Origin of the sequence: Nostoc sp. LEGE 06077 (assembly GCF_015207705.1) — a bacterium.
In the GTDB taxonomy this organism is placed as follows: domain Bacteria; phylum Cyanobacteriota; class Cyanobacteriia; order Cyanobacteriales; family Nostocaceae; genus Nostoc_B.
The window spans coordinates 25,043-39,693 of record NZ_JADEWI010000059.1 but is presented as its reverse complement, the minus strand read 5'-3'; the positions used below and the strand labels follow the sequence as shown (position 1 = coordinate 39,693).

Below are 14,651 nucleotides of genomic sequence, written 5' to 3'. Positions count from 1 at the left end.
CGGGGAGTCGAAAACGTTATAATCGCTCTTAAGCTTTCAAGCAGGAGCTTTCACATCGGCAAGCAGAGACTCGATACTTGAGAGAAATTATTTTTGGCAAACGTCGGCTGACCAGATATTACCAAATCAGTAAGATAAATACACCCGACCCCACGGGAGATGAAAGTTGGTACATTATGACTAATTTATCAAATGATTTGTCAGTAAATGTAGCGCAACTTTATAGTTTAAGAAATTGGATTGAATATGGTTTTAAACAAGTCAAGAATGAACTAGGATGGGCTGATTTTCGTTTGACTGATGATGAAAGTATTGAACGCTGGTGGGAAATCATTTTTAGTGCCTATCTTTTGGTTAGTATTCAGGCTACTTATTTTCAACTTCATGCCCAAAAAAATCAACATCTAGTTCAGAGCTACCTTCCTTCCTCAATAGAGTTTAATGGTTCTGAACATAGTCAACATCCTAATTGGGAATCTGGTACAACATGGAAGAGTGCTTTGAATAACCTGAGATTAATTATTCAACCCTATATTTTTTACTGTTTGATTCAACCTTGGCTTATAGTATTTAATATTCCTGGCATGAAACGCTGCTTTCTCAAATTAATCGACTTCATGAATGGTTTTCGCGCTTCTCCTATCAGTTTTCCTATTGCTAGTTCATCTCCTTGTAGTTTTTTCTCTTCCTAAAGTAACAAAAGAGGGATTATTCGCTACTATAACAACGTCGTAAAAAAAGGGCGAGTAAAATACTCCCCCAGGAAGAATAAATATTTTAGCAAATCAAAAGAGTAATAATTACAACACCTTACACTGTCCGTGATGCCGCAATAAATGGTCACACAAAACCAGCGCCACCATAGCTTCCACCATTGGAACTGCACGGGGTAACACGCAAGGATCATGTCTACCTTTTGCCGCTAATAGTGTTTCTTCACCCTCACGCGTGACGGTTTTTTGTTCTTTTCTAATAGTGGCTGTTGGTTTAAAAGCAACTCGTAGAATTATATTTTCGCCGTTGGAAATACCGCCTTGAATGCCACCAGAACGGTTAGTTACAGTGCGAATTTCCCCATTTTCATCAATATAAAATTCGTCGTTATGTTCAATTCCTGTTAACAGTGTCCCAGCGAAACCAGAACCAATTTCAAAGCCTTTACTAGCAGGAAGTGACATCACAGCTTTGGCAATATCAGCTTCTAACTTATCAAATACTGGTTCACCCAAACCTTTCGGCACATTTCTGGCGACACACTCCACCACACCACCGATAGAATCACCTTGTCTGCCAATTTGCTCGATTAATTCAATCATCCGATTGGCGCATTCATCATCAGGACAGCGGACAATGTTGCTTTCTACTTCTTCTAAAGTGACGGTATTGGGGTCAACTATGCCTTCTAAATCCTTAATGCGTTTGACATAACTAATCACTTCTACATTAGCAACTTGTCGGAGAATTTTTTTAGCGATCGCACCTGCGGCCACTCTACCAATTGTCTCCCGCGCTGATGACCTACCGCCCCCTTGCCAATTCCGAATTCCGTATTTGGCATCATAGGTTGCATCTGCATGGGAAGGGCGATATTTTACCGCCATCTCGTCATAATCTTGCGGACGCGTATCTTTATTTCGCACCAAAATCGAAATCGGTGTCCCCAGAGTCTTGCCTTCAAACACCCCAGACAAAATCTCACAGGTGTCTGCTTCTTTCCGCGGCGTGGTAATCTTACTTTGCCCTGGTCGCCTTCTGTCTAACTCAAACTGGATTTCTTCTGCCGTGATTTCCAGTTGCGGCGGACAACCATCAATTACTACTCCCACACCGCCGCCGTGAGATTCACCAAAAGTAGTGATGCGAAATAGATGCCCAAAAGTATTGCCCATGATTGTGAGGAAAAAGGATAAGGCTTATGTATTTTACCGAGAGTTCTTGCAAATGTTAAGTTTCACAAACTCGAAACTTCATTATGATCGCAATATATTCAGTGGGTGATGCGCCCAAAAGTGGAAGCTCCCTTAATATTCTGTAACATCTAACACACTCATTATTGAAACATCAGGTATTTCAAGTCAGCCTATCAGCACAATCAATCTCTCAAGGGTTGCTGTATCGTTCACATTTTGTTACAAAAGTACAAAGAACTTCTAGAGACCCATAACCAAATGTTCGGCGGACTAACTGGTTTACAAAATCCTAAAGGCACTGACTGGGGTGAGCGGATGCTCAACACAGTCGCCAGCCAAACGATTCGCCATTTGTTTACCCAAAGCGAGTCAGTAGAAGTCTTTATCCGCTGCTATCCCTCCAGCAAGTTGTTGCAAGGCAGCATTGATAGCTTCAAAATGACCGGACGTGGCTTGGTCATCCGCAGAGATTTTGCAGTAGAGGAGATGTCTTTTGAAACAGATACAGTTGCAATAGATTTTGGCGCAGTATTAAGTGGCAAATTGAGCCTCAAACAACCTACTCAGGCGATCGCTCAAGTAGTGTTATCCGAAGCAGGCATTAACCAAGCCTTCAAGGCAGAACTGGTGAAAAAGCGCCTAGTGAACCTTGATGTTCCGGCTTTAACAGAATTGTCTGGTGGTAAGCCAGTGTCATTTTCGGAAGTCCATGTACAACTGTTACCAGAAAATCGTCTGCGAATTTCTGCCAAAGCCGACTTAGATACAGGCGAACTCGTCCCCGTAAATATGACAGTTTCCATCGCTGTGGAACGACGGCGGCGGATTTCTTTTAAAAATCCGCAAATTGAGCTTGAGCAAGTACCAGAAGCGCAACGAGCGACTTCTCAGACCCTCGGTGTGGCACTAGCAGAGATTTTAGATAACATGGTCGATTTAGACCGTTTTGACCTTGATGGCGTAAAAATGCGACTCAATCGTTTAGAAACTGAAGGACAAAAATTAATTTTCAGTGGATATGCGGAGATTGAACGTATTCCAAGTAGTGGAGGGAGTTCAGCATAAAATTTTCTAATATTAGAAATCATATTTGATTGTTGAACTAGAGTGGTAGGCGATCGCATTTCATGTTCACCGTATCCTACAGGAAGGCAAAGCCTACGCCTCTAATGAGATTTTTGAAAAAATCATATCGGACTGGTATATAGCAGTCCTAAATCATCTGTAAAAAGATAAAGCACATTTGGAAATTTTTCTTTCCTGTTCCCTGCCTTAACGAATAATTTTCACAACTCATTTAGGATAGCTATATAAACAAATCTATTGCCTATTCCCTACCTCATAAACAGCTGCCGACGCAGCAAATCCAAGGCTGTACAGGCGCTTAAATGGCGAATAAACCAGCGTTCCCGGATTGTGCCAAAACGATACTCAAAACTTTTCACTTCATCATTCGGCCCGGCTAACCCGATATAAACTAAACCCACAGGCTTTGTGTCTGTTCCACCACCAGGCCCAGCAATTCCTGTGATACTTAGTCCCCAGGTAGTTTCTAGGCGGCTTTTCACCCCAAGTGCCATTTGTTCAGCCACTATGCCGCTAACAGCCCCAAATTTATCTAAATCTTCTGTGTTCACCCCTAATAATCGGATTTTCACCGAGTTATCGTAAGAAATTACCCCTCCCCAAAAATAATCAGAACTGCCAGAAATTTCCGTGAACATTTGCCCCAATCCACCGCCAGTACAAGATTCTGCCACTGATACTGTTTCCCCGGTGGAACGCAACAACTCACCCACAACCGAAGCTAAAGTATCATCATCGGCACCGTAACAATCCAATCCAGCAATTCCTTTGAGTTGCTGTTCGATTGGTGTAATTAATTCCTCAGCGGCAGCGGGTGAATTTGCTTTGGCAGAAATTCGTAGTCTCACCTCTCCCTTCCCTGCGTAAGGTGCAACTGTAGGATTAGGTAAATCGAAATAAGGGGCAACTTTTTCTGCTAAAGCCGCCTCACCAATCCCCCAAAACCTTAAACTCCGACTGTAAATAATTTCCTTTCCCCAGCCTTGGCTTTGCAAAAACGGTACTGCTGTTTCTTGCCACATCCGGTGCATTTCACTAGGAACACCGGGGAATGTAAAAATAGTAATATCAGGGCGGGGTTGCCAGATAATTCCTGGTGCTGTGCCTGTAGGATTGGATAAAACTTCTGCACCTTGAGGAATTAAAGCTTGCTTGCGGTTGGTGGGAGTCATAACCCGGCCGCGTTGAGCAAATTTCTGAGCAATATCTTCAATAATTTCTGAGCGTTCTATCAAAGGCGCACCAAAAAAATCAGCAATGGTTTCACAAGTAAGATCATCTGGTGTCGGGCCTAGACCACCAGTAAAAATTAAAATATTTGCTCTGGAAATAGCAATTTCTATAACTTGCTTTAATCTTTCGGGATTATCCCCAACCACTGTTTGATAATAATGAGGAATCCCTAGTTTCGCTAATTGTTGGGCGAGAAATTGAGAATTACTGTTGAGGATATCTCCTAGCAGCAGTTCAGTCCCAACACAAATAATTTCTGCACTCATGTAATTAAAGCAAAAGGTAAAAGAAAGATACTTATACTACTGTATTTCTTTTACCTTGCTACTTTTTATTTTTGCTGAGAGCGTTTCCAAACTCGCCAACTGGTGTAAGTCAAAAGCGAGGTTGCACCAAAAGCGTAAGCAATACCGCTAGGGATACCCGCTATAGCTAATGCCAAACTGCCAACCCAGAGTGTGAGGGTATAAATAAATAAAACCGTCCAGCGATGGGACAAACCAGCTTGTAACAATCGATGGTGTAAGTGGCATCTATCTGCCACCCAGGGCAATTTCCCACGACGAATGCGTGTCAAAATGACTGCTGACATATCCAAAATCGGGACTGCCAAAATTAAATAAGGCAAAATTACAGCTGTGAAAGCGGGAATTTTCACCAGTCCAATTACACCTACAGCCGCTAAGGTGAATCCCATAAAATAAGACCCGCCATCTCCCATAAAGATTTGTGCGGGGTTGAAGTTATATCGGAGAAATCCCAGGGCTGCACCAGCTAAGGCGGCGGCTATCAGGGCGGCGGCTGGTTGATTCATAAACAAAGACACCAACAGCATAACTACAGCAGCAATTCCCGATACACCAGCCGCTAAACCATCTAAACCATCAATCCAGTTGATAGCATTTACCATCCCCACCAGCCAAATCACTGTAATCGGCAAACTGAACCAGTTCAGGTCAACTATGCCAATTGTGGGAATACTAATGAAATCTATACTTACCCCTGCTTTCCATGCACCAGCGGCGACTATAATTTGCAACAGCAGCCGTCCTAAGGGGGATAGATTTAATAAATCATCAGCTAAACCAATGAGAAAAAAGCCCAGACCCCCGATTGCGACACCCCAAATTTGCCATTCTTTGTCAGGCGGCAAATTCCCAAATCCACCCAACCACCAGACAATTAGTAAAGAAGCGAAAGTACCTGCGAAGATAGAAACTCCTCCCAGACGTACCATTGGACGTTCATGAACTTTCCGACCACCAGGTTTATCTACGTTTCCACTTTTTATACCAATATTTTTAACATCAGGCGTAGTCCAGAGAACGACTACGGCGGCCACAAGAAAGGCGATCAGATGATAAATCTGAGCAGGCATCTGTATTTTAAATTAAGTAGTGGTTAAGACAAAACTCTGCCGAGGGAGGGTTCTACCTAATATCTACTACATTTTTGGCTTTTATCAGCAGAAGATTTTTAAGTCAAAAGGCAAAAGATTAAAGATACTTTTGCCTTTTGACTTTTGACTTTATGCTAGTGCTGGTACAGGAATTTGCAGGTGGGCGTATAACGGGAAGCGATCGCACAATGCAGCTACCCGAAGTTTACAATCAGCTGCGACTGTTTCTGATTCGGGGTTGAGCAGGCGATCGGCAATAATATTGCCAATCTCGGTAAACTCGGCAACTCCCAATCCTCTAGTTGTCATCGCCGGAGAACCCAATCTCAAACCACTAGTAACAAATGGCGATTGGGGATCAAAAGGTACAGTATTTTTGTTAGCCGTAATATTCACACCGCTGACCAGTTGATCTGCTTGTCTACCTGTCAAACCAATTGAGCGCAAATCTACAAGCATCAAATGGTTATCAGTACCATCTGAGACTAACTTTAAGCCCCGGTTTTGCAGTTGCGCTGCTAAGGCACGGGCATTTTCAATTACCTGTGCAGAATATGTTTTAAACTCTGGCTTTAAGACTTCGCCAAAAGCCACAGCTTTACCCGCAATTACGTGTTCTAAAGGCCCACCTTGAGTTCCGGGGAAAACTGATTTATCTAGCTTTTTACCCAATTCTGCGTCCTTGGTCAAAATTAATCCACCTCTAGGGCCGCGCAGGGTTTTGTGAGTGGTTGTCGTCACAACATCACAGTAAGGAATGGGGTCGGGATGTAAACCAGCTGCTACTAAACCAGCAATGTGGGCAATATCTGCTAGTAAGTAAGCACCAACTTCATCAGCAATGCTACGGAATTTGGCAAAATCAATGATGCGAGGATAAGCAGAATAACCACAAATCAACAGCTTAGGACGCTCCCTTAGCGCCAGCTCTCGAATTTGGTCGTAGTCGAGTTGTTCTGTTACTTGACTCACACCGTAGTGGCTAACTTGGAACCATTTACCTGAAACGTTGACAGGTGAACCGTGAGTTAGGTGTCCACCATGAGACAAATCCATCCCCATGATTTTGTCTCCTGGTTCGAGTAAAGTCAGGAAAACAGCAAAGTTCGCTTGAGCGCCAGAATGGGGTTGCACGTTAGCATGAGCCGCACCAAACATTTGTTTAGCTCGGTCAATGGCGATTTGCTCGATTTTATCAACAAATTCACAACCGCCATAGTAACGTTTACCTGGTAATCCTTCGGCATATTTGTTAGTTAAGACTGAACCTTGAGCAGCGAGGACAGCCGCAGAGGTAAAGTTTTCACTAGCGATTAACTCTAGGTGGTCGCGTTGACGCTGGAGTTCTTCGTTAATTAATCCGGCGATCGCGGGATCAGAAGCAGCAATAAAGTCTGAATTAGTCCTAGTCACTTTGAATTATCCTTAGTGGAAATTTGCACAACGATGGTTTTTCTTGGAACCTAGTTTCTCAGTAATAATTTGCAGTCAAATGTTTATCTGTCCAGATTTTTTGACTGCTGACTATTGTCTATTGGTAGTAACTGAATTTATTACTTAGATACCAGCCCGATTCAGCCCCATTAATGTGTTAATTATTATAAATCTCTTTCTGGAACATGAACTTAACAGTTATGGAAAGACAACTCACACTACTCAACCTGGGTGGAAAAATTTATGTATGAGTTATTACCCAAGAACTTTATCGCCATCTCCGAGAGACTCAACATACAATAAATTTAATGTTCACTGGGGAATTTTTAGTTCTTAACCTCATTTTTGTCAAAAAGAGTGCTGGAGAAGATTCATAAGCTAATTAAGCAGCTACTCAAGCGCAAAATTGCTTCGATGTATAGCTTAGGTAAATTCTGCTAATAGCTACTCTCCGCAACCAAAAATGATTTTCTCCCCTGAACACATCTAGATTATTTTAAGGAATTACAGGAGGTCTTTGGATGTTAGTCATTTTAATGGATGATCAAATCCTTGCTCCTAAGCAGGTTTGCCAGTCTTGTTTACTGGCTGACAAGAGTGGTCAACCCCGTTGGCGTGGTGGTCAACTGTATTGCGGTCAAGCTATTCACCAACTTACCGAACAACAGCCAGAGCAGTATGAATGTATTATGGGTTTTCGGATTGCCGAGATTCGGTGATTGCCTCTTCAGGCAAACTAGACAACTGCGTTATCCTAGGCTCAAGTAACTCTTAAAATTCTGCCACAGGAGAACGCAAAATGGCCTGGCGTGGTTCTATAAATATTTCTGATCGCATTTTCGCTTGTTTACCTTATTTGCTACCTCTGGTGGAGGTACTCACTTTTGGGTTTGTTTTATTACAGCAGTTTCCTGCCCTAACCGTAGTTTTTGCACCTGTGCTGATTTTATGGTCATTTTATAGACGTGTGCGATTTGCTGGAGTGATAATTTTCTTTGCTTTATGGCTATTAGTCGTTAGAAACGAAAAAATCTCTCATTTTATTCGTTTCAATACTATGCAAGCAATTCTTTTAGACATTATTATCTTTTTGTGTGGCATCCTGACTGATATTGTGGGGCTAATTCCCAGTGGAGATTTTGCCATTCAAACTCTGTATAGCACTATTTTTCTTGGTATTGTGGCAGCAGTAGCATATTCAGTCGTCCAGTCTCTTTTGGGACGTTATGCCGAAATTCCCGCAATTTCCGATGCTGTTTATATGCAAGTTCGGTAACTGGACGGATGAACAAGGCTAGAGGTTAGAGGCGCTAGTATCTTACTCATACTCAGCACGGGCTAAACGCCCCGCTAACAGCACTCAGCACTTTTTAACGGGTTACTATGGTGTTTTCTAGACGACCAATGCCTTCAATTTCTACCCGGATGCGATCGCCTATGTGCAAGGGGCCAATCCCCAATGGTGTACCTGTGAGTACTACATCCCCTGGGATAAGAGTCATAACTTTACTGATGTAAGATACCAAAACATCAGGGGGAAAAACCATTTGATCGATCCCCGCAGATTGTACGGGATTTGCCTCATCGTTGATGAAAGTCTGCAATCTTGCACCCGGATTTAATTCGCGGACAATCCAAGGGCCTAGGGGACAGAAGGTATCGAAGCCCTTGGCTCTAGTCCATTGACCATCTTTTTGCTGTAAGTCTCGCGCTGTCACATCATTAGCGATTGTATAACCCCAAATTTTGGTTTGTGCTTCCTCTGGGGTGCAGTCACAAGCGCGATCGCCTATTACTAGAGCTAATTCACCTTCATAATCTACTCTATGAGACTGAAGCGGATACTTAATTTCGGTCTCAGTGGCAATAATCGATGTTGGCGGCTTGAGAAAAATTAATGGCTCACTGGGTACAGGGGTTCCCATTTCTGCTGCATGATCTGCATAATTCTTGCCCACCGCCACAATTTTTGAGGGAGCGCAAGGGGAGAGAATTTGGTAACTATCCGGTACTAAAACTAAATCTGTCGGTTGTCCCTGTAACCAAGGTGGCGCGTCCAGCACCTGCACATTCAGAGATAGCTGTAGTAACCCATAATAAACTTTGCCTTCTGGATTTTGAACTCGCACATAGCGCTGTGCCATAACCTTGATAATATCCTTATTGTCTGCAATTTAAGAGCCGTGAGTGCGGAGAATCTTCAGCAATGAGAGTTAGGAGTTTAAAGACTCCTTTGGGAAGCATACCTGTTGGTTCAGCCAATAGATCAATTAATTTGCTGTTGTTTACTAAAGGCTGAATTCCTGATTGCACACTAGTTAGCTATAAAAGTAACTTTTGGCTAAACTACGAATTTCGGCAGATTGTGCTGATGATTCATATAAAAAACTGGTAAGATTATAATTCCTTGTTGCTTCAGATATTGAAATATACGGGTATTCTCTAGGAATCTTTGTATAATTTCACTCTGGCAGCCACCTTGTCCAAAAGGAGATTTAAAACTCATGTCCACAGTTTACGAAACAATGTATATCCTGCGTCCTGACCTCAATGACGAACAGGTAGATCAAGCAGTAGCTAAATACCAGACCTTGATTCAAGACCAAGGTGCCGAGAATATTGAAATTCAAAATCGGGGTAAGCGTCGTCTGGCTTATGAAATTAAAAAACAACGGGATGGCATCTACATCCAAATGAACTACACAGGGCCAGGAAATATTATTGCTCCCCTAGAACGGGCTATGCGGTTGAGTGAAGAGGTAATTCGCTACTTAACCATTAAGCAAGAAATTTCAGCAGCAGCAGCAACAGCAGCAGCAGCAGCAGAGAAAGTAGCCGCAACTGTCTAGGACAAAAAGTCAAAAGTTCACAGTAAAAAGAAAGAGTGCCTTTTTGACTTTTGACCTTCGCCTTGCAGTACTAGTACTGAGTTATGAGTATTTGTACTTTAAAACTCAGTACTAACTACAGCAAAACAAAATTTTTTTTTTACCTTTGACTTTTTTCGGCTTCGGTTGGGAATGCTAAATTAACAAGTACTTGCCAAAGGCAGTACGATCGCCGTTATACCTAAGATGAGAAAAGATTCGTCAATGGGAGCTGCAAGCCACTGTGAGCCAAACTGACATACCCAACATCCAAGCTCTCTCTACAGAAGCATCGCAATTGCGTCAAGAGTTGCAACTGCGAGATCAATTAGTGCAACAGCTATCTCAAGAACTCTTTCGGCTGGTTAAGGGCAATACTAATTTTATGCCCCAGCGTTCTGAAACTGAACGCGATTTAAGTCAGTTGCAGGCGTTAAGAGAACAATTACAAGCTGTCGAGCAACAGGTAACTTTTTATCAAGAGCAAATTGCTACTCGTGATGCAGAAATTTATCAACTGCGTCAGTCTGTGCAAGAGTTAACAGACCGCAGTCGGATGTTGGAGCAGGTAGTCCAAGAATTACCGCAAATTTATCGTCGTAAATTTGAGGAACGGATGGCTCCAGTGAGAGAGAAAGTCTCTATTTTGCAACGAGAAAATCGCAAACTACAAGCAGAATTACAAAGTGTTAGTTACCGTTTAGCACTGAAAACCCGCACTTCCAGCCATAGCGGTATTGACTTACCTAACTTCCCTCGCCCCGTCACTGAACAAGGTAATGTTTCTGCGGTGCAGAATGCTTAAAAAAAATCAAGCCTGCAATCACAGGCTCGAAATTTCTTAGCTTTTTCTCGGTCAGATGTGTAATTCACGAAATTGAAAGAGGGCTAAGTCTCAGTGCTAATTTATTAACGGTGAAAAAGATAATTGATTTTGTTCGACACTCTAGCGATATGTTCTTGAATGAGATACAGGATTAACTACAAAATCCATACACTATAAAGACTTTTAAGCCTGTGCCTTGTTTCCTGCTATTAGCAGTTTTGAGCATTGTAATTAAAGGTTAACTTGCTAGTGCCAAAGGTTGTTTGCTGACAAGATTGAGGATGTCGTCGTAAGTGTCAAAAACCTCAAAAACAGATTCTAACTGGGTCAGTTCTAAAATTAACCGGACAGGAGCTTTGACATGACACAGAACTAAACGACAACCACTTTGTCGAGCAGTTGTCAACGTTTTGACTAACGGAACCAAACCAGAACTATCCATGAAATCTACTTCTGCTAGGTCAATGACCCAAAGTTGATCAGGTTGAGGTACTACTTCAGCCATGCTTTGGCTGAGAGCCATCCCACCCTGCAAGTCTATGCTCCCTTGGGGTTTGAATAAAACCACTTGCAATTTCTGTGCGATAGTCATGTATTTATCTGGGTAGTTGAACTACTGAAAAAAATGAAAATTGACATCAATACTGCACGGTTTCAACAGTTGTGAAGTCGATACTATTCAGTTAAGTATTTAGGTCGTATAATTTGTGTTAACTTCCCTAAATATATGCACAAACGCTTAGTAAATTCAGTATCAATAGTAGCTTTTACAAGATTTTTATAATTTAACGAGATTTTTATGAATTTTTTATAAAAAGTTTATTGATTTGTTTTATCTACTATGCATCTATGTTACTAACGCCTAAACGCATAATAGTCAATATTGAATAAGTTATGGATTTTATAAATCCTTAGGGATGAAGTGGGATTAATTAGGGTTTGCAGAATAGTACTTTGATTGACACTCCAGCCACAAACGCGCCAAGATAGAGTAAAGGTAAAAAATTGTAAAGGCGGCGGTGCGGGATGTCTCTTGAATTTATTTCACTAGAAAACATCCAGGAATTTGCTCACCAGTATGGTTACTGGGCAATTTTTTTGGGAATTTTACTAGAAAACTTGGGCATTCCCATTCCTGGTGAAACCGTAACTCTTGTAGGTGGGTTTCTCGCTGGTAGTGATGAACTGAGTTACTGGTTAGTTCTAGGTGATGCAGTTGCAGGTGCTGTAATTGGCGGTGCTTGCGGCTATTGGATTGGTAAACTGGGTGGCTGGCCTTTCCTGCTGCAAATAGGTAAAATATTTAGGATTTCTGAAGAAAAATTACTGAATATTAAAGAGCAATTTAGTCAAAATGCTATGAAAGCCGTGTTTTTTGGCAGGTTTTTCGCTCTATTGCGAATTTTTGCAGCCCCACTAGCTGGGATAGCAGAAATACCCTTCCAGAAATTCTTCTTATATAACCTAGCAGGAGCCACCAGTTGGGCTACTGTGATGGTGACATTAGCTTTTTTCGCTGGCAGAGTAATTTCTTTAGAACAATTGGTGGCTTGGGTAAGTCAATTTGCGATCGCAGCCCTACTCATTTTAGTCGCTGTGATTGCTATTCCCTTGTGGTTAGAGTCCCGCCAAGTTAAACGCGCAGCAGGCGAATAGAAATAAGTAAAAATTAACCAGGCAAAAGTCAAAAGATTTATCTTGGGCTTTTGCCTTCCAGGTGAATCAGTCGCTCATGGGGAAACCCTAAGACAACGCTGGCTCACCTTTTTATTTTGATGAGAATTTGCTGATATAGCAGGTGACAGAATTGAAAGTCTTTTATTGTCTAAGTTTTATCGCTTACCGATGTCCTAACTACCTTGGCGACAGCTATATTTAGATACAACGTGCAGAAAATCAGCCACAAAATCTTCAGTCAGCAATTTTTGTGTCAACTGATTCTGATAAGTTAGTAAATTAAATAACTACTGCTAATGCCTTCAAAGTTTCCTAGCCCGGCGGGAGCATTGATGAAATTAGGCACACTTCATTCAAGACAAAGATATGGCGCTTATAGTTCAGAAATTCGGTGGTTCATCTGTCGGTTCAGTAGAACGTATCCAAGCTGTTGCCCAGCGTGTATATAAAACAGTTAAAGCAGGAAACTCATTGGTTGTAGTAGTTTCCGCAATGGGAAAAACCACAGATGGACTGGTCAAACTAGCCAGCGAAATTTCTCATAATCCTAACCGCCGGGAAATGGATATGTTGCTTTCAACTGGGGAGCAGGTAACGATCGCACTCCTGAGTATGGCATTGCAAGAACTGGGACAGCCTGCTATCTCTATGACTGGCGCACAAGTAGGAATTGTGACAGAAGCAGAACACACCCGCGCCCGAATTCTACATATCGAAACCGATCGCCTACTGCGCCATATTCATCAAGGTAAAGTAGTTGTAGTAGCTGGCTTTCAAGGCATATCCAGCACTGGAGATTTAGAAATTACTACCTTGGGGCGTGGTGGTTCCGATACCTCTGCTGTTGCCATAGCAGCCGCAATTGAGGCAGATTTTTGCGAAATTTATACAGATGTGCCAGGGATTTTAACTACAGACCCCCGCTTAGTTCCCGAAGCCCAGTTGATGGATGCGATTACTTGTAATGAAATGCTCGAACTGGCAAGCTTAGGAGCAAAAGTATTACATCCTCGTTCCGTAGAAATTGCCCGTAACTATGGTGTACCTTTGGTAGTGCGGTCTAGCTGGACAGAAGACCCAGGTACTTGGGTCACATCCCTCAAACCCCAAGAGCGATCGCTAGTCAATTTAGAAATTGCCCGTTCTGTAGATGCGGTAGAATTTGACACCAACCAAGCAAAAGTAGCTTTGTTGCGTGTACCCGATAAGCCAGGGGTAGCCGCTAAGTTATTTGGGGAAATTTCCCGCCAAAATGTTGATGTAGATTTAATTATTCAATCAATCCACGAAGGTAATAGCAACGATATTGCCTTTACTGTCACCACACCAATATTAAAACGAGCAGAAGCAGTAGCAGCAGCGATCGCACCCGCACTGAGAAATCCATCTAATCCCAAATCAGACGAAGCGGAAGTGATGATTGAACAAGACATTGCGAAAGTCAGTATTTCGGGTGCAGGGATGATTGGTCGTCCAGGGGTGGCGGCGAAAATGTTTGCCACCCTTGCCGAAGCAGGGGTGAACATTCAAATGATTTCTACTAGTGAGGTTAAAGTTAGCTGCGTAGTTGATGCAACAGACTGCGATCGCGCCGTGGCTGCACTGAGTAACGCTTTTGAAATTGCGGTAGAAGAACAGCACTCCCCACTCAGCACTCCCCACTCAGTACTCCCCACTCAGCACTCCCACCCCGTTTGCGGTGTCGCCTTAGACATGAACCAAGTACGCCTGGGGATTCGTCAAGTTCCAGATAAAGCGGGGATGGCGGCAAAATTGTTTGGCATATTAGCAAAGCACAATATCAGCGTTGATATGATTATTCAATCTCAACGCTGTCGGATAATTGATGGTGTTCCTAAACGGGATATTGCTTTTACAGTTCCGCGGATGGATGGAGAAACTGCTCAAAAACTGCTTACCCAAGTTGCAGCAGAATTAGGCTGGGGTGAAGTTGTGTTAGATAATGCGATCGCGAAAGTCAGTATTGTCGGCGCAGGTATGGTAGGACAACCAGGTGTTGCAGCCAAAATGTTTGAAGCGTTGGCACAACACCACATCAATATTCAAATGATTGCTACTTCAGAAATCAAAATTAGTTGTGTTGTCGCCCAAGAACAGGGTGTGAAAGCTTTACAAGTTATTCATGCTGCTTTTGATCTCGCTGGTAGCGAGAAATTTGTAGTGCCAGCATAAACTTAGTCAACATCAAGGTTGATGCA

General features: G+C 42.5%; 14 protein-coding genes. 8 read left to right on the top strand and 6 right to left on the bottom strand.

The window, feature by feature from the left end:
- Positions 1-77: 77 nt before the first annotated feature.
- Positions 78-692, top strand: a complete 615-nt coding sequence (locus IQ244_RS26280; protein ID WP_228059170.1) for a transposase — start codon at positions 78-80, stop codon at positions 690-692.
- Between the two features lie 108 nt (positions 693-800).
- On the opposite strand, the gene aroC is transcribed toward IQ244_RS26280, so the two are convergent.
- Entirely contained in the window at positions 801-1,889 is a 1,089-nt protein-coding gene (aroC, locus tag IQ244_RS26275) for a chorismate synthase (protein ID WP_193899461.1), read from the bottom strand.
- 279 nt (positions 1,890-2,168) lie between these two features.
- Here aroC and IQ244_RS26270 point away from each other — a divergent pair, with 279 nt between their 5' ends.
- Positions 2,169-2,975, top strand: a complete 807-nt coding sequence (locus IQ244_RS26270) for a DUF2993 domain-containing protein (protein ID WP_193899459.1) — start codon at positions 2,169-2,171, stop codon at positions 2,973-2,975.
- A gap of 269 nt (positions 2,976-3,244) precedes the next feature.
- Here IQ244_RS26270 and IQ244_RS26265 read toward each other — a convergent pair whose 3' ends face one another.
- The 3 genes from IQ244_RS26265 to glyA form a co-directional block, all read right to left on the bottom strand.
- A complete protein-coding gene (locus tag IQ244_RS26265) occupies positions 3,245-4,495 on the bottom strand; it encodes a competence/damage-inducible protein A (protein WP_193899458.1) in 1,251 nt (416 codons plus the stop codon).
- A gap of 65 nt (positions 4,496-4,560) precedes the next feature.
- Positions 4,561-5,607: a glycosyltransferase family 4 protein gene (locus IQ244_RS26260; RefSeq protein WP_193899457.1), complete on the bottom strand. Its 1,047-nt coding sequence runs from the start codon at positions 5,605-5,607 to the stop codon at positions 4,561-4,563.
- Positions 5,608-5,757: 150 nt separating this feature from the next.
- On the bottom strand, positions 5,758-7,041 hold the full coding sequence (gene glyA / locus IQ244_RS26255; protein WP_193899456.1) for a serine hydroxymethyltransferase: 1,284 nt from the start codon (positions 7,039-7,041) through the stop codon (positions 5,758-5,760).
- A gap of 542 nt (positions 7,042-7,583) precedes the next feature.
- On the opposite strand from glyA, the gene IQ244_RS26250 reads away from it, so the two are divergent.
- Entirely contained in the window at positions 7,584-7,781 is a 198-nt protein-coding gene (locus tag IQ244_RS26250; RefSeq protein WP_193899455.1) for a hypothetical protein, read from the top strand.
- Between the two features lie 80 nt (positions 7,782-7,861).
- Positions 7,862-8,338: a Tic20 family protein gene (locus IQ244_RS26245; RefSeq protein ID WP_193899454.1), complete on the top strand. Its 477-nt coding sequence runs from the start codon at positions 7,862-7,864 to the stop codon at positions 8,336-8,338.
- 94 nt (positions 8,339-8,432) lie between these two features.
- Here IQ244_RS26245 and IQ244_RS26240 read toward each other — a convergent pair whose 3' ends face one another.
- Positions 8,433-9,206: a fumarylacetoacetate hydrolase family protein gene (locus IQ244_RS26240; RefSeq protein WP_193899453.1), complete on the bottom strand. Its 774-nt coding sequence runs from the start codon at positions 9,204-9,206 to the stop codon at positions 8,433-8,435.
- 360 nt (positions 9,207-9,566) lie between these two features.
- On the opposite strand from IQ244_RS26240, the gene rpsF reads away from it, so the two are divergent.
- Positions 9,567-9,911 carry a 30S ribosomal protein S6 gene (gene rpsF, locus IQ244_RS26235; RefSeq protein WP_193899452.1) on the top strand — a complete coding sequence of 115 codons (345 nt, stop codon included), beginning with the start codon at positions 9,567-9,569 and terminating at the stop codon, positions 9,909-9,911.
- 262 nt (positions 9,912-10,173) lie between these two features.
- Complete coding sequence (locus IQ244_RS26230; protein WP_193899449.1) at positions 10,174-10,734, top strand: Npun_F5560 family protein; 561 nt, start codon at positions 10,174-10,176, stop codon at positions 10,732-10,734.
- Positions 10,735-10,993: 259 nt separating this feature from the next.
- Here the strand turns inward: IQ244_RS26230 and IQ244_RS26225 are convergent, their stop codons facing one another.
- Complete coding sequence (locus IQ244_RS26225; RefSeq protein ID WP_193899447.1) at positions 10,994-11,347, bottom strand: STAS domain-containing protein; 354 nt, start codon at positions 11,345-11,347, stop codon at positions 10,994-10,996.
- Between the two features lie 434 nt (positions 11,348-11,781).
- On the opposite strand from IQ244_RS26225, the gene IQ244_RS26220 reads away from it, so the two are divergent.
- Together IQ244_RS26220 and IQ244_RS26215 are read left to right on the top strand one after the other, a co-directional pair.
- Positions 11,782-12,411 (top strand): DedA family protein, encoded by a 630-nt coding sequence (locus IQ244_RS26220; RefSeq protein WP_193899445.1) that lies wholly within the window; start codon positions 11,782-11,784, stop codon positions 12,409-12,411.
- 387 nt (positions 12,412-12,798) lie between these two features.
- Complete coding sequence (locus IQ244_RS26215; protein ID WP_193899443.1) at positions 12,799-14,625, top strand: aspartate kinase; 1,827 nt, start codon at positions 12,799-12,801, stop codon at positions 14,623-14,625.
- Positions 14,626-14,651: the final 26 nt, after the last annotated feature.

Excerpts from the sequence above, each read along its gene's own strand:
- aroC (WP_193899461.1), bottom strand. The coding sequence starts at position 1,889 with ATGGGCAATACTTTTGGGCATCTATTTCGCATCACTACTTTTGGTGAA.
- IQ244_RS26270 (WP_193899459.1), top strand. The coding sequence starts at position 2,169 with ATGTTCGGCGGACTAACTGGTTTACAAAATCCTAAAGGCACTGACTGG.
- IQ244_RS26265 (WP_193899458.1), bottom strand. The coding sequence starts at position 4,495 with ATGAGTGCAGAAATTATTTGTGTTGGGACTGAACTGCTGCTAGGAGAT.
- IQ244_RS26260 (WP_193899457.1), bottom strand. The coding sequence starts at position 5,607 with ATGCCTGCTCAGATTTATCATCTGATCGCCTTTCTTGTGGCCGCCGTA.
- IQ244_RS26250 (WP_193899455.1), top strand. The coding sequence starts at position 7,584 with ATGTTAGTCATTTTAATGGATGATCAAATCCTTGCTCCTAAGCAGGTT.
- IQ244_RS26245 (WP_193899454.1), top strand. The coding sequence starts at position 7,862 with ATGGCCTGGCGTGGTTCTATAAATATTTCTGATCGCATTTTCGCTTGT.
- IQ244_RS26240 (WP_193899453.1), bottom strand. The coding sequence starts at position 9,206 with ATGGCACAGCGCTATGTGCGAGTTCAAAATCCAGAAGGCAAAGTTTAT.
- rpsF (WP_193899452.1), top strand. The coding sequence starts at position 9,567 with ATGTCCACAGTTTACGAAACAATGTATATCCTGCGTCCTGACCTCAAT.
- IQ244_RS26225 (WP_193899447.1), bottom strand. The coding sequence starts at position 11,347 with ATGACTATCGCACAGAAATTGCAAGTGGTTTTATTCAAACCCCAAGGG.
- IQ244_RS26220 (WP_193899445.1), top strand. The coding sequence starts at position 11,782 with ATGTCTCTTGAATTTATTTCACTAGAAAACATCCAGGAATTTGCTCAC.
- IQ244_RS26215 (WP_193899443.1), top strand. The coding sequence starts at position 12,799 with ATGGCGCTTATAGTTCAGAAATTCGGTGGTTCATCTGTCGGTTCAGTA.